This window comes from Caballeronia sp. HLA56, assembly GCF_054655155.1.
The window spans coordinates 199148-219914 of sequence record NZ_BAAHOB010000006.1 but is presented as its reverse complement, the minus strand read 5'-3'; the positions used below and the strand labels follow the sequence as shown (position 1 = coordinate 219914).

The window sequence follows — 20767 nt, the reverse complement described above, 5'->3', positions numbered from 1 at the left end:
ATCGCGATGCTCGACTCTCTCTCACATGACGAGCCGCCGGCTCAGGATGCCGGCCAGGCGCGCACGGTTGCTCAGGTCATTGCCGAGACCCTCGGCCACCACGGCGTGCAAAGGATCTACGGGTTGCCGGGCGGGGGCAGCAGTCTCGATGTCATCGAAGCGTGCGCGTCGCGCGGCATCCGTTTCGTGCTGGCCCATACCGAAGCGGCGGCCGGCATGATGGCCGCCGCCGATGCCGAAGCGAATCGCGGTCTCGCCGTGGTGGTGACGACGCAGGGCCCGGGCGCGGCGAGTGTAGTCAACGCGATTGCTCACGCGTGCCTCGATCGCGTGCCGGTGCTCGTCATCACGGATGGCTGGACGGAGCGGCAGCGCAAGGTCGATTCGCATCAGGTTTTCGATCAGCGCGCGATGCTGGCGCCGGTCGTAAAGGCCCATACTAGGCTGGAGGGCGAACAGGCTGCGGATGAACTCGAAGCGCTGCTCGCGCTTGCGGAAACGCTCCCGTGGGGGCCGGTATACCTGGAACTGACCGGCGAAAACGCACGGAGACAAGTGGCCGCGCAGGACGCCGGCTTCACGCCCGATCTTCAGTGCCACGAGGCCGCCGCGACGCGTGCCGTGGTCGCGCACATCGACGCGGCGCGTGCGCTCATCGAAGGTTCCCGGAGACCGGTGATCGTCGTCGGTCTGGAAGCGAGATCAGCCGAAGTCGCCGCGAAAATCGCCGCTTTCGCGCGCCAGCTCGACTGTCCGCTGCTGACCACCTACAAGGCAAAAGGCGTCGTTGCCGAAGATGACGATCACGTGATCGGTCTTTTCACCGGCGGCGCGCTCGAACGCGAATGCGTGTCGTCGGCTGGACTGATCGTGCTGTGCGGGCTGGATCCCGTCGAGTTGATCGGACGGCCTTGGGGCTACGACGCGCCGGTTCTGGATCTGAGTGCGGTCGAGCATAGACCGCACTACGTCGAACCCACGGTGAAGCTGCGGCTGCCGCTCGCGCAGGCGCTCGATGCGCTATCGGGCGTGAAGCCGCGCGAAGGCTGGGCGCCGCAAGCGTTCGCCCGTCTCAGGACAGGCATGCAGACGCGCCTCGCCTACAGCGGCAATGGTGTGGGACTGACGCCCGAGCAGGTGGTGCGCCTCGCGGCCACCGCATCCGCTGCGCTCGATCCGCGCATGACGGTCGACGCCGGCGCTCACATGTTTTCGGCGATGGCGTTCTGGCCGGCGAGACGTGCCGGTGACGTGCTGATCTCGAACGGCCTTGCGTCGATGGCATACGCGCTGCCCGCGGGGGTTGCCATGAGTCTGTCCCATCCGGCACGCCAGGTGATCGCTTTCACGGGCGACGGTGGACTGCTGATGTGCATCGGCGAACTGGCGACGGCCGCGCGCGAAAACGTGAAGCTTTGCGTGATCGTGTTCAACGATTCGACGCTCTCGCTGATTCAGATCAAGCAGCAAAGCCGGGGGCTCGAGAAAGACGGCGTTACCTGGCCGCGCATCGATTTCGCGGCGATCGCGCGTGGTTTCGGCTTGACCACTTTTTCAGCGGCGACGCCGATGGATTATCAGTCCGCGCTGGCGCAGGCGTTCGCGACAGACGGTCCGTGTCTGATCGATGTTCATGTTGATCCGACCGGTTATCTCGCGCAGTCGAAAGCGTTACGCGGCTGACAGGGCAAGGGGTGGTGCAGGAGCAGGGCGACGGCGGTACAGCGACGCGCGCGCAATGGCGCGGTATTCGAGCCGATACATAAGATCTATTTGTGGAGACATCATGAAGCGTCTGTCCGACAGGAGGACTCGCCAGGGACAATGGTATTGGGGCTTTCTGATACCGCTCGCGCTGGTGTTGGGCGTGCCGTTCTACAACCGGGACGAGCCCACGTTGTGGGGCCTGCCTTTTTTCTACTGGTCGCAGCTTCTGTTCGTGGTGATCGGCGCGCTGGTCACGGGCGCGATCTATCGACTGACGCCGGACCGCGAAACGTTCAACGACGATCGGGAGGCGCAATGAACGTCGGCGCGACTGTGGTCTTCAGCTTGCTGTTCCTGCTCGTGACCGTGCTCGGATTCGTGGCGGCGGGATGGCGTCGCGGCAATCTCGACGAACTGGCCGAATGGGGGCTCGGCGGCCGGCAATTCGGCACCATCGTCACGTGGTTCCTGCTCGGCGGCGATCTCTTCACCGCCTTCACGGTCGTCGCGATTCCGGCGCTCGCGTTTGGCGCCGGCGCAGTGGGCATGTTCGCGATTCCGTTCTGCATCATCACGTTCCCGTTCATCTTCATCGTCTTCCCGCGTTTGTGGCGCGTCGCCAAGCAACGCGGCTACGTGACCGTGGCGGATTTCGTGCATGCGCGCTATCGAAGCAAGACACTTGCACTGGCCATCGCGGTAACGGGAATTCTCGCGCTGATGCCGTATATCGCGCTGCAACTGGTGGGCCTCGAAGTCGCCATCGGCGCGCTCGGCTTCGACACTTCGGGCCTGACCGGCGACGTGCCGCTCGCGGTGGCCTTCGCGATTCTCGCGGCCTACACGTATAAGTCAGGCCTACGCGCGCCGGCAATGATCGCGATCGTCAAGGACATCCTGATCTACGTGACGGTCATCGCCGCCGCGATCATCATTCCGGCGCAGCTTGGCGGCTTCGAACACATCTTCGCGGCGATTCCCGCGCCCAAGCGCCTGCTGCGCCCGCCGACCGCGTCGGGTCTGGGCGATTACGGCGCGTATGTATCGATCGCGCTCGGCTCCGCTGTCGCGACCGTGCTCTATCCGCATGCGGCGACGGCGCTGCTGTCGTCGAAGTCGGGCAATACCGTGCGACGCAACATGGTCTTGCTGCCGATCTATACCTTGCTGCTCGGCTTCATTACGTTGCTGGGCTACATGGCGGTCGCCGCGAACGTGCGCGGCATGCCCGAGTTTGCGAAGTACTTCGCTGCGTACGGCAACAACTTCGCGGTGCCGGCCCTGTTTCTGCACTTCTTTCCTTCGTGGCTCGCGGGGCTTGCGTTCGCGGCGATCGGAATTGGCGCGCTGGTGCCGGCAGCGATCATGTCGATCGCCGCGGCGAACCTGTACACGCGCAACGTTCATCTGGCGATCGTCAATCCGCGCATGACAGCACTCGACGAGACGCGCTTGTCGAAACTCGTCGCCGTGTTCGTGAAGATCGGCGCCGTCGCGATCATTTTCGGCCTGCCCGTGTCGTACGCGACCGATCTGCAATTGCTCGGCGGTATCTGGATCATCCAGACCTTGCCGACTGTCGTGTTTGGGCTGTTCGGCCGCACATTCGACCCGCGCGCGCTGCTGACGGGTCTGTTCAGCGGCCTTGCGTGCGGCACGTGGATGGTCGCGCAACAACACTTCAAAACATCCGTCTACACGCTGCATTTCGACGGTTACGCCATCCCGCTCTATGCCGCGATGTGGGCGCTGCTGCTCAACATGATCGTGGCCGGCGCGCTCAGTGTGCCGGCCTGGATGCGCGGTGCCGCGAGCTTCACCGGACTGAGCGGAAGCGGCGATTCGCTGCGTGACGAAGCTTGAAACCCACCTTACTGGAGCTCGCATGACGACGACAGATGCGCCGACCGAACGGCCTCGCTATGGCAATTACATCGGCGGCAAGGAAGTGCCCACCTCGGGCGGGGAAACCTTCACGTCGATCAACCCGACCACCGGCCGCGAATGGGGCGCCTTCGCGCTGTCGTCGGCGAGCGATGTCGATGCGGCCGTCGCGGCCGCCCATGCCGCGCTGAAGGGTCCATGGGGCAAGCTCTCGCCGAGCGCAAAGGGCCGCTTGCTGATGGCATGGGGCGAGAAGATCGCCGAGAACGCTCGACGCATCGGCACGATGGAGTCGGAGCAGAACGGCAAGCTGCTCGCCGAAATGCAGGCGCAGGCGAAGATCGTCAAGGACTGGCTCTTTTACTTCGGCGGTCTCGCCGACAAGATCGAAGGCAGGGTCATCCCGCTCGAGCGTTCGAGCGTGCTGAACTACACGCTGCGCGAGCCGCTCGGCGTGATCGGCGTGATCGTGCCGTGGAATTCGCCCACGCTGATCTCGATCATGAGCATGGCGCCCGCACTCGCTGCGGGAAATGCGATCGTGCTCAAGCCTTCGGAGATCACGTCGGCGTCCGCGTTCGAACTCGCGCGGCTCGCGGAGGCGGCCGGCATACCGGCGGGCGTGATCAACGTCGTCACCGGCGCGCGCGAAACCGGCGACGCGCTAGTAGGTCACGCGGGCGTCGCGAAGATCGTCTTCACCGGCAGCGAACAGGCGGGCCGCAGCATCGCGGCGAAGGCGGGCAGCCGGCTGGCGGCGTGCACGCTCGAACTGGGCGGCAAGAGCGCCAACATCGTGTTCGACGATGCACGTCTCGAGCAGGCCGAAGCGGGCGTGCTCGCCGGTATCTTCGCGGCGGCGGGCCAGACCTGCATTGCGGGATCGCGCGCCTATGTGCATCGGAAGATCTACGACCGCTTCGTAGAACGGCTCGCGGTGCGTGCGAGGCAGATCAGGCTCGGCGATCCGCTCGAGGCCGCCACGCAGATGGGGCCGGTTGCGACCCGTGCACAGCTGGAGAAGGATCTTTCCATGGTGGCGCAAGCACGCGACGAGGGTGCCGAGCTGTTGTGCGGCGGCCAGCGCGCGTCAGTGCCGGGCTTCGCATCCGGGCTTTTTTTCGAGCCGACCATCGTTCATCACACCAGGCCGGACGACCGCATCATGAACGAAGAGGTCTTCGGTCCGGTGCTGTGCGTGACGCCTTTCGATGACGACGAGGAAGTACTCGCGCTTGCAAACGGCACGCGCTTCGGGCTCGCGGCCGGCATGTGGACCTGCAATCTGCAACGCGCGCACTCGTTCGCCAAGCGGCTCGAAGCGGGCACCGTGTGGATCAACATGTACCGCGCGCTCGCGTTCAACTCGCCGTTCGGTGGCTATAAGGCGAGCGGTATCGGCCGCGTCAACGGTGCAGAAGCCATCGAGCAGTATCTGCAAACCAAAAGCATCTGGTGCGAACTCGGAGACGAAGTTCAGGATCCGTTCGTTCTGCGTCTGTGACGCGAATCGGCCGCGCGCGCGCCACGCGTGCGCGCGTCCGACGTCGGTTCATCCGGTGTCGTTTGCGCAGGTCTGAATGAAGTCCGCTGTATTTCAACCGCTACCTATCATGGAAATAGAATGAAAACAAAGCTGGCCGCCACGGCGGCGGTGCTGGGCACGGTCGTCGGTGCATCGCCGGTCTGGGCGCAGAGCAGTGTCACGTTGTACGGCATCATCGACGTAGGTCTCAATTTCAATAACAACGTGCAGACGGGACGCAGCGCAACGGGTCTGCAGGGCGCCCGTCAATATACGATGCAGGACGGCGCCACCGGCGGGGTTCGCGGCAGTCGCTGGGGCTTGCGCGGAACGGAGGACCTCGGCGGCGGATTGAAAGCGCTCTTTGTGCTTGAGAACGGCTTCAGCATCACCAACGGGACGCTCGCACAAGGGGGCGCCGGACTGGGGCGCCAGGCGTTCGTCGGATTGCAGAGCAGCAGCTTCGGCACGGTCACGTTCGGTCGCCAGTACGACTCGGTCGTCGACTACACGCAGCTTTTCACGTCCGGCGCCATCTGGGCAGGCTATCTCGGCGCACATGCGGGCGACATCGACAACACGCTGAACACGCGTCGCGTCAACAACGCGGTCAAGTTCGCCAGCATCGACTATTCGGGCTTCCGCTTCGGTGGCGTGTATGGCCTCGGGGGCGTGCCCGGCAGCATCTCGGCCAATCAGGTCTGGTCGGTCGGCGCGGGTTATCAGAATGGCCCGGTGGCGTTGGGCGCGGCTTATTTGAATGCGCGCAATCCCAATTTCTCGTTCTACGGCACCAATCCGAACGCCGGCCCCACTGCGGCCGCCAACAACCTCGGAAGCGCCGGCTCGGCGACCACGCCGCAGTCCAACCCGATCTACGCGGGCTACGCGTCCGCATCGACGACGCAGATCATCAGTGCGGCAGGCTCCTACAAATTCGGCAGCGCCACGGTCGGGCTCACGTATTCGAACGTGCAGTTTCGCGGCCTCGGATCGAACTCGGGACCGGACCCGCTGGGCTACACGGGCATCGCGAGATTCGACAACGCCGAGGCGAATTTCCGCTATCAGCTGACGCCGTCGTGGCTCGCCGGCGTCGCCTACGTCTATACCCACGCGTCGGGCGCGAGCGATCGCAGCGGAGCGACCTACCATCAGGCACAGGCCGGCACCGATTACTTCCTGTCCAAGCGCACCGATGTCTACGCCATCGTCGTGTATCAGCACGCCAACGGGACCGATTCGCTGGGTCAGCCCGCCGTCGCCTACATTACCGGACAGTCGCCGTCGTCGAACAACCACCAGATCGCCGTCCGGCTCGGCATGTCGCATCGGTTCTGAGCATGCGGCGTGCGGCGCGCGGGTCCCGTTCATCTTGCTCTTGCGAGGATCGTTCGGGCTCGCTCGATAACCGGGACGTCGATCAGCTTGCCGTCGACGACGGTGGCGGACCCCGCGCTCGCCTCGGCCGCCTGCAGAACGCGCGTGGCCCAGGCGCGGTCCGCATCGGTGGGCGTGAACGCGTCGTGAGTCGGCGCGATCTGCTTCGGATGGATGCACAGTTTGCCGCCGAATCCGAAGCGCTGGGCGCGCCGGGCTGCATCGAAGATCTCGCCGGCGTCGTCGAGCGCCATCGTCACGCCGTCAACCGGACTGCCGATATTCGCGAGCCGGGACGCGAGTGTCATCTGCGAGCGGAAATACGACAACTCCTCGCCGTCGCCTCCAAACCCGGTGTCGAGCTGGAAATCGACCGTGCCGAACAGCAGGCGTTCCACGCGCGGAGCATGGCAGATCGCATCGAGCGCCGTGAATGCCGCCGCGGATTCGATCAGCGGCAGAAGGGCGAGGCGCGCATGACTTCGCGAGTCGATATGCGCCAGCGCCTCGGCGTTCGCCGCTTTCGGCACGACGAGCCCTTGCACGGCAGGATGGGCGGCGAAGGCGCCGACGTCCTCGTCGAACCAGCACGTGTCGGCGGCATTGATGCGCACGTATACGCTGTCCAGCTCAGGCAGCGCCCGCAGTACGGCTTCGCGGGCGCGGTCCTTGTCGTGCGGCGCGACGGCGTCTTCGAGGTCCACGATCACGGCATCGGCGCCCGCGAGCAACGCTTTTGCAAAGCGCTCCGGACGGTTGCCGGGGACGAACAGATACGACCTTGCTTCAGAGCGGATACGGGTTTCCATTGGGGCGGTGTGAGTGATCGGAGAAAGTGGAATGCCGCGACGGCAGTCGCGGCATGGCGGATGAAGGGCAGCGGTTCGCCGTGCCGTTTATCTCATGGGACGGGACGCTTCGAGCGTCGCGTCCGGGACATCGTCCTCGACAGGCGTGAGCGCTTCGAGCGAGCGCCCTTTGGTCTCGATACCGAGCGCGGCCACGACGACGATTTGCAGGACCAGCATCGACAGCATGGCAATCACGACGCCGCTCACCTGATAGCGGCCGTGCAGCGCGACGACCATGTATGGCGTGATCACCGTCATGAGGCGGCCCAGGGTGTTGCAAAAGCCCGATCCCCGCATCCGGATATCGGTCGGGAACAGCTCCGGCACGTACAGCGCCCACGCGAACGCGACCATCACATAGATGGTCGTCACGAGGCCGAAGCCGACCAGCGCGATCGCGGCGGGCGAGGTCACGTTCGGATAGATTGCGCCGAGCACCACGGCCACGCACGAAAACGCGATGATGCCGCGCTTGCGGCCCAGACGGTCGCCGGCCAGCATGCCGATCAGTCCGCCGACCGGGCCGCCGAACGACATCAGCGTCGCGAAGCCGAGCGATGTGACGATGCTCATGCCGCTTTTCGCCATGAAGGATGGAATCCACGCGATGAACCCATAGATCACTGTGTTCAACACGATCAGGATCACGCTGCCCACGATCGTGCGGCGGATCAGTTCCTTCGAGAACAGCGCCGTGAACGAGCGCGCGATGGGAAGCGGCGGGGGCGCCGACAAGACCGGCGCCAGCGTATGCGTGCGCGAGATCTCGCTCTCGATATCGCTCAGTACGCGTTCAGCCTCGGCATAGCGGCCCTTCGATTCGAGCCAGCGAGGAGACTCGGGCATCTTCTTGCGCAAATACCAGACGACCATCGCGCCCGCGCCGACGATCACGAACATCCAGCGCCAGCCGTAGTTCGGGATGATCAGATAGCTGAGCAACGCCGACATGAACAGCGCGATATTGGTCAGCGCCGACAGCGCCGAGCCCCAGCGTCCGCGGTGCGTCGGCGGGATAAATTCGCTGACGGTCACATAACCGACGACGATCTCCGCGCCCAGCCCGATGCCCATGAAGAACCGCGCGACGATGAGCCACGACATGCTCGGGGCACAGGCGCCCGCAAGCGACGCGATGCCGAAGATCAGCAGGTTCGCCTGATAGGAGAACCGCCGCCCAAAGCGGTCGCCGAGTATGCCGGCAAGCCACGCGCCGAGCACCATGCCGGCAAACGTGGAGGACACGAATTGCGCGTTCTTCGCCAGATCCGACCAGCCGCTCTTGATCAGCGCGCCGAGCACCGCGGCGCCCAGATAGATCTCGAACGCATCGAGAAACATGCCGCCCGCGACCAGCCCGACGGTGCGCCAGTGAAAACCCGCGATGGGCAGACGGTCGAGCCGTGCGCCGGCATTCGGAATCGAGCTTGGCATGACATCTCCTTGGAATGTTGCGATGTGCAGCGGCTGTCACGGCCGCGTCGGCCACGGCATGGGCCGGCGTATCGGCACATTAAATTTACATGTACGTACATGTCAACTTAATCGGGCTAGTGATTTATACCTAAGTGTCGCCTGAAGCGATCGATTTGGCTCTTACACTCGGAACTGCGTGTTGACATCGCCGGAAAGATGCCTCTACACTTATACGTACAAGTTGCACAGGATCAACCGGCAAAGCCGAATTCATGAAGGAGGACGGAAATGAACAACCCGGTCATCGACACTGCGGAAGAAGCGCAGTTGCTGGATGCTATCGACCGTTGGGTGAAGCGTGAGGTCGAGCCGGTCGTGCTGCAGCACGACCACGAGGACATATGGCCTGCAAAGCTGGTCGAACAGATGAAAGAGCTTGGGCTGTTCGGCGCGACGATCAGTCAGGATTACGGCGGCCTCGGGCTGCCTGCATCGACGTATGCGCAGATCATCATGCGCATTTCGGCGACCTGGATGGCGATCACCGGCATCATCAATTCGCATCTCATGCTGGCGTTGGCGATCGAGAAATTCGGTACCGAGGCGCAGAAGGACACGTGGCTGCCCAAACTTGCGAGCGGCGAGATTCGCGGCGGTCTGGCGCTTACCGAGCCGGACGCGGGAACCGATCTGCAAGGCATTCGCATGACCGCCCGCAAGGATGGGGATCACTACGTGATCAACGGCACCAAGACGTGGATCTCGAACGGCATCGAAGGGTCGGTCTTCGCGCTGCTGGTGAAGACGAATCCGGATGCCGATCCACGTCATAAGGGCATGAGCCTGTTCATCGCGCCGAAGCAGTCGGGCTTCACGGTTGGACGCAAGCTCGAGAAGCTCGGCTATAAGTCGATCGATTCGGCCGAACTCGTCTTCGACAACTATCGGATTCCCGCCGATCACCTGATTGGCGGTAACGAGGGGCAGGGTTTCTATCAGGCGACCGGCGGACTCGAACTAGGCCGCATCAACGTGGCGGCACGGGGCGTGGGTATTGCGGATGGCGCGCTCGCGCTGGCGACCGAATACGCGCAGGTGCGCGAGACCTTCGGCAAGCCGATCTGCGAACACCAGGCAATCCAGCTCAAGCTCGGAGAGATGGCCACGCGCGCGCGTGCCGCGCGTCTGCTCGTCATGGACGCGGCCGCCGCGTTCGATCGCGGCGAGCGCTGCGACCTGCAGGCGGGCATGGCGAAGTACTTCGCTTCGGAGGCCGCGCTGGAGAACAGCACGGAGTCGATGCGCATTCACGGCGCTTACGGCTACTCGAAGGAGTACCACATCGAGCGTCTTTATCGTGACGCGCCGCTCACGTGTATCGGCGAGGGGACCAACGAAATGCAGCGCATCATCATCGCGAAGCAATGGATCAAGAGGAATTCGATCGCATGAAACCCCTCAATGGAATCCGCATCGTCTCGGTCGAACAGTTCGGCGCGGCGCCGTACGGGTCGATGTTTCTCGCCGATCTCGGCGCTCAGGTCATCAAGATCGAGAACGTGGCGATCGGGGGCGATCCGGCGCGATACACCGGTCCTCACACGCTCGGCAAAGCCGACAGCCAGTATTTTCAGACCTGGAATTCAAACAAGCAGAGTGTGACGCTCGACCTGCGATCGGCAGAAGGCAAGCAGGCGCTGCTACAACTCGTCGAGACCGCCGATGCCGTCGTCAACAACATGCGAGGCGACCTGCCGGCCAAGATGGGTCTCGACTACGCGACGCTGTCGGCGGTCAATCCGGCGATCGTCTGCCTGCATATCTCCGCATACGGACGGGATAACGAACGCGCGTCGTGGCCCGGCTATGACTACCTGATGCAGGCCGAGTCCGGCCTGATGGATCTGACCGGCGAACCGTCCGCGCCGCCGTCGCGTCTGGGCGCGCCGTCGATCATCGATCACATGACCGGCATCACCGGCGCGGTCGGCTTGCTGGCCGCGCTGCTGGGCGCGCGCGCCTCGGGCAAGGGCTGCGACGTGGATACGTGCCTGTTCGACGTCGCGCTGCATCAACTCGGCTATTCGGCGATCTGGAGTCTGAACGAAAATCACACCGTGACGCGGCAACCCCGGAGTTCGCATTTTTCGCTGACACCGGTCCAGACGTTTCCCACCGCGGACGGGTGGATCTTCATCATGTGCATGACCGACAAATTCTGGCAGGCGCTGCTGACCGGCATCGACGCCCGGCAGCTCGCCACGGATCCGCGCTTCGTCGATGTCGACGCGCGCAACGCACATCGCGACGAACTGAACGCGGAACTCGACCGGGTCTTTCGCGAGCACGGCACGAACCATTGGCTGTCCGTGCTGCAAGGCAAACTGCCGATCGGTCCCGTGCTTACGGTCGGACAGGCGCTCGCGAATCCGTTCGTGGTCGAAAGCGGCATGATCAGCCAGGTCCCGCATCCGGCGCGGCCGGATTTCCGCATGCTCTCGAATCCGCTGAAGATCGACGGCGCTCGTCTTAGCCAGCGAGTCTGCGCGTCGCTGGGCGAGAACAGCGACGCCATCCTCGCCGAGCTGAACGACCGCGAGACGAGCGCGTCATGAAGCTGACCGGTATCCGGGTACTCGATCTCACCTCGTTTCTGCCGGGCCCGTACCTGACGCTCGCGCTCGCCGATCATGGTGCGGAAGTGATCAAGATCGAAGCACCGCAAGGCGGCGATCCGGGCAGACACATCGCCCCGTCCGACGGCGATACGACGGTCTTTTTCCGCAACCTCAACCGCGGCAAGAAAAGCGCCGTGCTGGATCTTAAAAGCGCCGAAGGCAGAGACGCGTTGCTGACACTGTGCGAATCCGCCGATGTCTTCGTCGAGTCGTTCCGGCCGGGCGTGATGAAGCGCCTCGGCGTGGACTACGAAAGCGTGCGCGCGCGTAATCCGCGCATCGTGTATTGCTCGCTCAGCGCGTTCGGACAGACCGGTCCCTATGCGCTGCGTCCGGCGCACGATCTGGCGGCCGAGGCGTTGAGCGGCGTGCTCAGCATGACGCTCGGCGAAGACGATCGACCGGCCATGCCGGGCGTGCCGGTTTCGGATCTGCTCGCGGGCCTGCAAGGGCTGTCGGGCGTGCTGATGGCGCTGCTCGCGCGCGAGCGTACGGGCGAGGGCGAATTCATCGACATCAGCATGCACGACGCGATGCTCGCCGGATGTCTCAACATTCTTGGGCCGGCTCAACTGAGCGGCGTGCAGCCCGTGGCCAAGCATCAACGCACGACGGGCGGCGGTGCGCTTTATCGTAGCTACCGAACCGGCGACGGACGGTATCTGAGCCTTGCCGGGCAGGAGCCGAAGTTCGTCGAGGCGCTGCTCGGTTATTTAGGCCGAAGCGATCTGTGCGAACTCTGTCTGCGTGGGCCAGGTCCGCACCAGCAGCCTGTGATGGACTTTCTCTCTGCGACCTTCGCGACGAAATCCGTCGCCGCCTGGGATGAGATCCTCGGCACGCTGGACATCTGTCATGCCGTCGTGAAGACATTGCCCGAGGCGCTCGACGACAAGCACGCAATCGCACGCGGCATGGTGAACACGGACCAAGAAGGGCGGCGGTACATCGGTCCGCCTATCCATTTCAAGCATCAGCCCGCACGACCGGATCTACATGTCGCGAAACTTGGCGAACACAACGCCGAGCTCGGCCTGCCGGCCGTGCCTCGCCAGGCTGACTGATTTTATCGACGGAGTATCACCATGAACGACATAACGCACGAAACCGTTCGTATCCGGGAAAACGCAGGCCGCTTCTACGAAGATTTCGAGCTGGGTCATATCTACGAACATCGGCCCGGCCGCACGATTACCGAGACCGACAACATCTGGTTTACGTTGTTGACCATGAATACCCATCCGCTCCACTTCGACAACGAATATGCGTCGCAATCGGAGTTCGGGCGCGCGCTGGTCAATAGCTGTCTAACGCTTTCGATGGTGGTCGGGATGAGCGTGCGCGACGTCAGTCAGCACGCCATCGGCAATCTGGGCTGGGACAAGGTATCGCTGACCGCGCCGGTTTTCGTCGGCGATACGATCTATGCCGAGTCGGAAGTGCTCAACAAGCGCGAATCGAAATCGCGCCCGACCCAAGGCATCGTGACCGTCAGGACGGTCGGACTGAAAGCCGATGGGACGCGCTTCATGCAGTTCGAGCGAACGGTGCTCGTGCCGAAGCGCGGCTCGGGCATCGATGTGTAAATTTCGGACGATGCGGGCAGCGCGTGCATCGAAGTCCAGTGAAACGCAGTGAGGCAGGGATGAAGATTCTGGTGCCAGTCAAGCGCGTGGTCGATTACAACGTGAAGGTCCGGGTGAAGTCGGACAACACGGGGGTCGATATCGCCAACGTAAAAATGTCGATGAACCCGTTCGACGAGATCGCCGTGGAAGAAGCGGTGCGTCTGAGGGAAGCGGGTGTCGCGACCGAAGTGATTGCCGTGTCGTGCGGCGTGACGCAGTGTCAGGAAACCTTGCGCACGGCGCTGGCGATCGGCGCGGATCGCGCCATTCTCGTCGGATCCGCCGATGAATTGCAGCCGCTGGCGGTGGCGAAGATCCTGAAGGCGCTGGTCGATCAGGAAACGCCCGAGCTCGTGATTCTCGGCAAGCAGGCCATTGACGACGATTCGAACCAGACCGGTCAGATGCTGGCCGCGCTGGCGGGTTTGCCGCAGGCGACATTCGCCTCGAAGATCGTGATTGCCGACGGCAAGGCCACCGTATCTCGTGAAATCGATGGCGGCGCCGAGACGCTGTCGCTGACGCTGCCCGCCGTCATCACCACAGACCTGCGCCTGAACGAGCCGCGCTATGTGACGCTGCCGAACATCATGAAGGCGAAGAAGAAGACGCTGACTACCGTGAAGCCGGCAGATCTGGGTGTCGATGTCGCGCCGCGCCTGAAGACGCTGAAGGTCGTCGAGCCGCCGAAGCGCAGCGCCGGCATCACCGTGCCGGATGTGCAAACGCTGGTTGGCAAACTGAAGAACGAAGCGAAGGTGATCTGATGGCCATTCTCGTTATTGCGGAACACGACAACGCGTCGATCAAGGCATCGACGCTGAATACCGTTGCAGCGGCCGCGAAAATCGGCGGCGACGTGCACGTGCTGGTCGCGGGTTCCAACGCGCAGGGCGCGGCGGAAGCCGCCACGAAAATCGCGGGCGTGGCCAAAGTGCTGCTCGCCGATGCGCCTCAACTCGCCGCAGGCCTCGCGGAGAACGTCGAAGCTACGGTGCTGAACATCGCGAAGGACTATTCGCATATCCTCGCGCCGGCGACCGCATACGGCAAGAACATCGCGCCGCGTATCGCCGCGCATCTGGATGTCGCGCAGATCAGCGACATCACCGCCGTCGACAGCGCGGACACGTTCGAGCGTCCGATCTACGCGGGCAACGCGATCGCGACGGTGCAATCAAGCGATCCGATCAAGGTCATCACCGTGCGTTCGACCGGCTTCGATCCGGTGGCGGTGGAAGGTGGCAGCGCAGCGATCGACAAGATCGAAGCGGCGGCGGACGCGGGTATCTCGCAGTTCGTCAGTCGCGAAGTGACGAAGCTTGATCGGCCGGAACTGACTTCAGCTTCGGTGATCGTCTCGGGCGGTCGCGGCCTTGGCAACGGCGAGAACTACCTGAAAGTGCTCGAACCGCTCGCCGACAAACTCGGCGCGGCGCTGGGCGCATCGCGCGCGGCGGTCGATGCGGGCTATGTGCCGAACGATTATCAAGTGGGCCAGACCGGCAAGATCGTCGCGCCGCAACTGTACGTGGCGGTGGGCATTTCGGGTGCGATTCAACATCTGGCCGGCATGAAGGACAGCAAGGTGATCGTCGCGATCAATAAAGACCCCGAAGCGCCGATTTTCAGCGTTGCCGATTACGGTCTCGTCGGCGACCTGTTTGTGCATGTGCCGGAGCTGACAAGCACGATTGCTTGATGGCTTGAAAATTTTTTCGCTTAACTGCGCTCCGCATCTGCCTTGTTCATTTGCAGGAATTCAGCGATGAGATTCACTGGCCACAACTCTACGGCAGCGGTCCCGCGTTCCGTTCCACCCGATCTCTCGGTTAAAGGCGAGCTTTCTGCGCTTTCCACGGATCAACTCGAGGACCGCGTAAGAGGGATCGGCGCCACTCGCTCTGGAACACAGAGCCTTGAACGCGCCATCCGAATACTGCGTGTACTCGCATCCCGCCACCGCACTGGCTGGAGGCTTTCTGATTTGGCCGCTTGCTGCGGCTTGGATAAGAGTTCCACGCACCGGCTGCTAGCTTGTCTGATCCGCGAAAGGCTGGCGCAACAACGCTCCAAAGATCTTCGTTACATTCTGGGGCCGCTTGCTTGGGAGCTTGGACTGTCAGTGCCATTCCATCCCGAACTGGAAGGTTCGTGTCATGAGCGGCTCGCTGCCGTTGCCCTACGGTTCGACGGTATTGCTTTCCTGATGCTGCGAAGCGGCTACGAGTATGTTTGTGCATTGCGCGCTGGTCATGCGGATCTGCGTGCGGTGTCGGTTGGAGTCGGTACGCGGCGTCCGCTTATCACAGCAGCTGCTGGCGTATCCATTCTGCTTTCGATGCCCGCGCATGAAGTTGCCGACGTGCGCGCCAATAATCGAGAGCAGGAAATGAGCCGCTGCGTTGGAGCAAGCCTCGAATCGCTGGAGAGTATGTATCGACGCTCTGAAGTGTTTGGCTTCGGCGTCAGCCTTGGCGATCTGGTACGCGGGGTCCACTCGGTTGGCGTGCCCGTATTTAGTCAGGCTCGTGTTCCTGTCGCTGCGTTGTGTTTGGCTGCGCAGGCCGCCAGATTGCCCGATTCGAGATTGATGGAGGCCAGCGAAGCGCTACTCGCAGTCGCGCCGATTGCAGCCGCTGCTTGCGCGGGCACGATTCCGCTTTGATCCATGTACGGCTTCTCATGCTATCCGACATCTTCATACCAGCTCGGAATTGCCGGGGACAGGCGACGTTCGCACATGGACGTTGCCGCACATAGCTAATGTGCACGTGCCGGGCTTCGGTACCCACTTTATTCTGTTGCGGGATTAGGCCATGTCACGCTTGTTCGAACATACTGACCAGCATTGATAGGTCGAAGTTCTCGACATGAAATGTCAGTCGTTGCTATGCAAGCTTGTATTGAGTCCGCCCCAGCGTGTGGCCGTGGTCGGTAAGACCTCCACAGCACCCGTTTGACTATTTCGACGGAACAGCAGACCGGATTGGCCGGACAAATGCTTGGCGGTCACGATGTTCCCATCAGGCATTCTAACTTTGGTTCCTGCTGTCACGTAGAGTCCTGCCTCGACAATACAGTCATCGCCAAGGGAAATGCCAATACCCGCGTTCGCACCGAGCAGACTACGTTCCCCAATAGCGTTCTTGACTTTGCCACCGCCCGATAGCGTTCCCATGATGGATGCGCCAGCACCGACATCTGAATTCTTTCCGACAGTCACGCCGGGGGGCACGCGGCCTTCGACCATCGACTCGCCAAGTGTTCCCGCGTTGAAATTTACAAATCCCTCGTGCATCACAGTCGTACCGGCAGCCAAGTGGGCACCGAGTCTTACACGGTCCGCGTCGGCGATTCGTACACCCCTGGGCACAAGGTAATCTGTCATGCGGGGAAATTTATCGATCGACGACACCGTCGCATGATGATATTCAGACGCCGCCCGATCCTGCAGCTCGTTCACATGGTCTGGAAAAACGGGACCTGCGGAGGTCCACGCGACATTGGGTAATAAACCAAAAATGCCATTGAGATTAATCTCGTTAGGCTTGACCGTTCGCTCGGAAAGGGCGTGCAAACGCAAATAGGCGTCTTCCGTGGAAACCGGAGGCGTCCCGATTAAGTCAATGGAAACGTCAACAATATTACCCGAAATGAGGCCGAACTTTTCCGCGAGACAACTGCGGGTTTTGACGATGCCTGAGGATGGGAACCAGACGTCAATAGTCTTGCCCGTCTGCACATCACGGTAGCGATGTCCGGTTCGCACGATAGCCATTGACGCTCCCTCAATCCCTATTCATTGTCCGAGAAGCGATGTTTTACCAGCGACGACACGGCGCGCGGATCGTCGCGGTGACGTCTCGCAAGTGCAGATGCGGTCAATGCCGACGTCCGACGGTTTCGTTCGCCGTCGCGCCGAGCACGAGCGTCTTTTTTCCGCGAGCCGCGTTCGCTGCGTGCGCGAGGATTTCCAACGGCAGTAAAACTATGACGATGGCGCACGCCATCGCGATATGTGAGAACAATGGCGTGAACAGGTTTGGCGGAACTGGAAAGAACCTACTAGTATCAGAACCGATGCGTGAGTGCCACGCGGACGCCCACTTGGTGGTCGTTTGCTGAAGGCGTCTGCCCCGTGAGATAGGCAACGGCCGGTTGGCCCAGCGAATCGGTCCCTCCTGCATGCTGATATACGGCGACGATGTAGGCGTCGGTTCGCTTCGAGAGGAAATAGTCCGTGCCGACTGCTACTTGGTGATACAGCGCACCGGCGTGGTTATCGGCGCCGCTCGCGTGTGTGTAGACATAGGCCAACCCGGCAACCCATGCCGGGGTGATCTGATACTTTACGTTCGCTTCTGCATTATCGAATCTCGCGATCCCGGCATAGCCTAGCGGATTGGGTCCCGATGAAGAACCCAGTCCTCGAAACTGTACGTTGGAATACGCGGCTCCGAGCGTCAACGCTCCGAGTTGATAACTGCTGCCTGCGCTAATGATCTGCAAGGTTGACGCAGAAGCGTAACCCGCATAGATGGGATTGTTCTCGGGGGTCGTTGCCGATCCGAACGAACCCAGGTTATTGCTGGCAGCCGTTGTGCCGGCGTTAGGATTCCGTTGCATAGATGCCTAGATTCGGGCTGCGTGCATTCAAATAGGCGATACCCAAACCCAGCGGTCCCCGGTTGTAGCTACCGCCGACAGACCAGACCTGATTCCTGGCGAACGATCCGGCAACCCCACCGAAGCTATAGAGGCCGCCAAACTTGAGCCCGTTGAAATCAGGGCTTGCGAATTTCACTGAATTGTTGCTGCGACGTGTATTCAACGTATTGTCGACGTCGCCCGCATGACCGCCCATGTATCCGGCCCATTGCGCTCCTGACTGGAACGGCTGCGTGAAATCTGTCACGGAGTCGTATTGGCGGCCAAGCGTGATGTTGCCGTATAGCGACTGCAACCCAACGAATGCCTGGCGTCCGAACTCGGCTCCGCCTTGCGCGAGAGTGCCGTTGCCGATACCGAATCCGTTTTCGAGCACGAAAATCGCCTTATAGCCGGCGCCGAGATCTTCCGCGCCCCTCAGACCCCACCGGCTTCCGCGAATTCCTCCTGTGGCGCCGTCCTGCAACGAATACTGATTGCCCCCTTGAGGGCCGCCAGCCGGACGACGAATCTGCGCGTTACTCGTGAAGTCAAGGCCGGCGTCGATTATGCCGTACAGCGTCACGGCGCTCTGCGCAAATGCCGGCGTTGCAACGAATGCCGTACCAATAAACGTGACGACTTTGAAGTGCCGAATGTTCATTGCTATCTCCGTAGTTTTGTTTAACCAAAAAGGGATGATTCAAAACACCCCTAACGATCGAACAGGCCGAATTCGCCGCAAACTTAGAGGCAGCGATGCGAAGCGCTTCCTACGCTCCTTCGCCTTCTTTGGTAGTAAGATACGCCCGCGCCGATCCTAACGGCATTGCCCATCAGCCGATAATTAAGCAATCCTAACGCATCGCAACTGCGCCTCGTGGTAGCGATGTCGAAAATCAACATCTCGATGGAGGGGTTTCCGTCGCGTTCGAGTTGCTTGTCGTCAAGTGTCATGGTGCTGCTGTCGTCATTGGTTCATAGGCAGCTCGACCACGAGCGCAATTCCACGTTACGAGCGGTCGGCGCATGTCAACTATCTCGCGAAGCTACGTTGTCGCGCGCCAGCAATGGTGCGTGAAAAGCTCTGGAGATCTGGTCTCGAGGATCGGGCGGACGCGGGAGATGTGAGCGACGAAGCGTACCAGATGGAATTAAGACCGCGACTGGGCTGCCGCATTTCTCGTGAGAGCTGGTTAAACTCCCGCCGGTGTCCATGAGGTCGGTGGTCAATCGTGGAGAGCAATGGTCTAGGTTGCAAGTTGCGTTTTATAAAAGCGTTGAGTGAAAGCGGCGGGAGAAAGATAGACAAGACGGGCCTGCTTTCGCTGGCGGTTGTAGAAGATCTCGATATACTCGGTGACGGCCTGTCGAGCCTGGGCGCGTGTCGCAAACCGGTAGTGATGCACAAGTTCGTTTTTGAGCGATCCCCAGAAGCTTTCCATTGGCGCGTTGACGCTCCTATGTCAAGAGGAGACTTTGGATTCGGCTAGATCAGCGAGTATGAGAGGGTAAAGTTCTCGCACTATGTACCGCTTCAAGCAGCGATGAATCTCTTTGTTCGACATGCCCTCCTGGCTTCGGCGCTGCACGTAAGCTTTCGTCCTCGGATCACTACGCATGCGGACCATCGCTATTGTCCATAACGCGTTATTTGCGGAACGATTTCCGCCGCGATTCAATCGATGCCGTACTGTTTTGCCAGATGAGGCTTGTAGAGGACTTGTTCCACAAAGCGCCGCGAGAGAAGCCTCATTTTTAAGGCGCTCGGGGTTGTCACCGGCAACCGTAACAAGTATCGCGGCGGTGTGAGGACCAACACCGAAGCGCTCTCTGAGCCGAGGGGCATACTGACTGGTAAGCTTCTCCAGCATTGCGTCAAGAGTCTTTAATTCTTCCTCAAGGGCTATCCACCGTTTGGCCAGCAAGCGAAGAGTGGTGGCCAGAGCCTGCAACATGGGCGTGCTCCCTAGCGACCGAACCCGAGCGCAGTTCGTCACGCATTGCGCCATCTTCGCGCTCGAAAGGCGTTCGCGGATGTCTTGAGGTGCGCTCACGAGTAGGCCCCTCCGCTGATTGATGGCTTGGGTTTTGGCCTTGACAGCACTTCGCCGTGCGACGGCGACAGCGCGCATAGCCTCCGCGGCACCCGATTTGTTCTTTGGGATCGCAGCAGCTTTGCCCGAGAGGACGGCGCGTGCCGCGCTTTCGGCGTCAGTGAGATCGGACTTGCCGCGAAACCCGCGATCTGCGGTCCGGCCGGTTCACTTCCCAAATCTCGATCTCGTGGTCGCGCAGCGCCCGCGTCAACCCTGCACCAAACGTGCCGGTCCCTTCCACGCCCGCCTGACGAACGATGCCGACTGCATTGTAAATCCCAATCGGATTGGACACGGCGTTGACTGATCAAAACGGCAATTATCGGCCTCGACCACAACGTGGACATTATGCACCCGGAAGGAAAAACCGCGAGGTCGGCGCAACAGGCAGCGGAACGCGAGGTGATTCGACATGCGAACACCGTTCTCGCACATGGCAAGGCACGTGGGTGGCTTAACGTTTTGGTCAAGGTCGGGTTTCGTCCCGGTTATCATGAGTTGCCGACGTGGTCGCCCATGTTCGGCAAGGCGAAGGAGTTTGGCGCGCTGGCGTTGGGTGGATCCGACACGGACTTTCATCCCGACCTCGACGCGGACCTGGCCGATGTCGTCATCGAAAAGCCGCGAGTGAATGGCTTCTATGGAACGCCGATGGAATCGCTGCTTCGTGCGCAGGAAATCGATACTCTCGCGGTTGCGGGCGTCAGCACAACATGGGCGGTCCAGAGTTTCGTCCGCGATGCGCATGACAGGGACTTCCGTGTGTTCGTCATCGAAGATGCCTGCGCGGCGGTATCAGCGGAGGAGCATCGAGCGTCGATCGACATGCTTCGTTCCATCTCCCGGGTCATCTCGATTGCGGACCTGCCTGATATTGGCTAAGGAAGGCTAACTGCCGGGTATTGTGCCCAGTCTACGGTATGCGCTTTTTCGCCACGACACCTGCGAT

The 20767-nt window shown here is 61.7% G+C and carries 18 protein-coding genes and 2 pseudogenes; 13 read left to right on the top strand and 7 right to left on the bottom strand.

Features of this window, described 5'->3' with window-relative positions; translation table 11 throughout:
- Window positions 1-6 precede the first annotated feature (6 nt).
- From ACYQ47_RS35420 to ACYQ47_RS35400, 5 genes are all read left to right on the top strand, one after another.
- Window positions 7-1683: a thiamine pyrophosphate-binding protein gene (locus tag ACYQ47_RS35420; protein WP_459909748.1), complete on the top strand. Its 1677-nt coding sequence runs from the start codon at window positions 7-9 to the stop codon at window positions 1681-1683.
- Window positions 1684-1786: 103 nt separating this feature from the next.
- Window positions 1787-2026, top strand: coding sequence for a DUF3311 domain-containing protein (locus tag ACYQ47_RS35415; protein ID WP_459909746.1), 240 nt, complete (start codon window positions 1787-1789; stop codon window positions 2024-2026).
- The gene (mctP, locus tag ACYQ47_RS35410; RefSeq protein WP_459909744.1) at window positions 2023-3570 is read left to right on the top strand and encodes a monocarboxylate uptake permease MctP; all 1548 of its coding nucleotides are present in this window, start codon (window positions 2023-2025) and stop codon (window positions 3568-3570) included. The genes ACYQ47_RS35415 and mctP overlap by 4 nt, the downstream gene beginning before the upstream one ends.
- 22 nt (window positions 3571-3592) lie before the next feature.
- Window positions 3593-5095: an aldehyde dehydrogenase gene (locus ACYQ47_RS35405; protein ID WP_459909742.1), complete on the top strand. Its 1503-nt coding sequence runs from the start codon at window positions 3593-3595 to the stop codon at window positions 5093-5095.
- 120 nt (window positions 5096-5215) lie between these two features.
- Entirely contained in the window at window positions 5216-6457 is a 1242-nt protein-coding gene (locus ACYQ47_RS35400) for a porin (RefSeq protein WP_459909740.1), read from the top strand.
- 29 nt (window positions 6458-6486) lie between these two features.
- On the opposite strand, the gene ACYQ47_RS35395 is transcribed toward ACYQ47_RS35400, so the two are convergent.
- Window positions 6487-7305 (bottom strand): HpcH/HpaI aldolase/citrate lyase family protein, encoded by an 819-nt coding sequence (locus ACYQ47_RS35395; RefSeq protein WP_459909738.1) that lies wholly within the window; start codon window positions 7303-7305, stop codon window positions 6487-6489.
- 87 nt (window positions 7306-7392) lie between these two features.
- Window positions 7393-8781 (bottom strand): MFS transporter, encoded by a 1389-nt coding sequence (locus ACYQ47_RS35390; RefSeq protein WP_459909736.1) that lies wholly within the window; start codon window positions 8779-8781, stop codon window positions 7393-7395.
- A gap of 270 nt (window positions 8782-9051) precedes the next feature.
- On the opposite strand from ACYQ47_RS35390, the gene ACYQ47_RS35385 reads away from it, so the two are divergent.
- From ACYQ47_RS35385 to ACYQ47_RS35355, 7 genes are all read left to right on the top strand, one after another.
- A complete protein-coding gene (locus ACYQ47_RS35385; RefSeq protein WP_459909734.1) occupies window positions 9052-10215 on the top strand; it encodes an acyl-CoA dehydrogenase family protein in 1164 nt (387 codons plus the stop codon).
- A complete protein-coding gene (locus ACYQ47_RS35380) occupies window positions 10212-11378 on the top strand; it encodes a CaiB/BaiF CoA transferase family protein (RefSeq protein ID WP_459909732.1) in 1167 nt (388 codons plus the stop codon). The genes ACYQ47_RS35385 and ACYQ47_RS35380 overlap by 4 nt, the downstream gene beginning before the upstream one ends.
- A complete protein-coding gene (locus tag ACYQ47_RS35375; RefSeq protein WP_459909730.1) occupies window positions 11375-12505 on the top strand; it encodes a CaiB/BaiF CoA transferase family protein in 1131 nt (376 codons plus the stop codon). Before ACYQ47_RS35380 ends, ACYQ47_RS35375 begins: the two co-directional genes overlap by 4 nt.
- A 21-nt stretch (window positions 12506-12526) precedes the next feature.
- A complete protein-coding gene (locus ACYQ47_RS35370) occupies window positions 12527-13027 on the top strand; it encodes a MaoC family dehydratase (protein WP_459909728.1) in 501 nt (166 codons plus the stop codon).
- A 59-nt stretch (window positions 13028-13086) separates the two neighbouring features.
- On the top strand, window positions 13087-13836 hold the full coding sequence (locus ACYQ47_RS35365; RefSeq protein ID WP_459909726.1) for an electron transfer flavoprotein subunit beta/FixA family protein: 750 nt from the start codon (window positions 13087-13089) through the stop codon (window positions 13834-13836).
- A complete protein-coding gene (locus ACYQ47_RS35360) occupies window positions 13836-14771 on the top strand; it encodes an electron transfer flavoprotein subunit alpha/FixB family protein (RefSeq protein WP_459909724.1) in 936 nt (311 codons plus the stop codon). Before ACYQ47_RS35365 ends, ACYQ47_RS35360 begins: the two co-directional genes overlap by 1 nt.
- 66 nt (window positions 14772-14837) lie before the next feature.
- Window positions 14838-15737 carry an IclR family transcriptional regulator gene (locus ACYQ47_RS35355; RefSeq protein WP_459909722.1) on the top strand — a complete coding sequence of 300 codons (900 nt, stop codon included), beginning with the start codon at window positions 14838-14840 and terminating at the stop codon, window positions 15735-15737.
- Window positions 15738-15950: 213 nt separating this feature from the next.
- On the opposite strand, the gene ACYQ47_RS35350 is transcribed toward ACYQ47_RS35355, so the two are convergent.
- From ACYQ47_RS35350 to ACYQ47_RS35330, 5 genes and pseudogenes are all read right to left on the bottom strand, one after another.
- Window positions 15951-16850 (bottom strand): DapH/DapD/GlmU-related protein, encoded by a 900-nt coding sequence (locus ACYQ47_RS35350; protein ID WP_459909720.1) that lies wholly within the window; start codon window positions 16848-16850, stop codon window positions 15951-15953.
- Between the two features lie 293 nt (window positions 16851-17143).
- Complete coding sequence (locus ACYQ47_RS35345) at window positions 17144-17698, bottom strand: porin (protein ID WP_459909718.1); 555 nt, start codon at window positions 17696-17698, stop codon at window positions 17144-17146.
- Window positions 17682-18383 carry a porin gene (locus ACYQ47_RS35340; RefSeq protein ID WP_459909716.1) on the bottom strand — a complete coding sequence of 234 codons (702 nt, stop codon included), beginning with the start codon at window positions 18381-18383 and terminating at the stop codon, window positions 17682-17684. Before ACYQ47_RS35340 ends, ACYQ47_RS35345 begins: the two co-directional genes overlap by 17 nt.
- Before the next feature lie 586 nt (window positions 18384-18969).
- Window positions 18970-19173: pseudogene (locus ACYQ47_RS35335) on the bottom strand (IS3 family transposase); the annotation flags it as partial.
- Window positions 19174-19185: 12 nt separating this feature from the next.
- Window positions 19186-20074: pseudogene (locus ACYQ47_RS35330) on the bottom strand (IS110 family RNA-guided transposase); the annotation flags it as partial.
- Window positions 20075-20124: 50 nt separating this feature from the next.
- Between ACYQ47_RS35330 and ACYQ47_RS35325 the strand changes: the two are divergent.
- Entirely contained in the window at window positions 20125-20700 is a 576-nt protein-coding gene (locus ACYQ47_RS35325) for a cysteine hydrolase family protein (protein WP_459909935.1), read from the top strand.
- The last annotated feature ends 67 nt before the right edge of the window (window positions 20701-20767 follow it).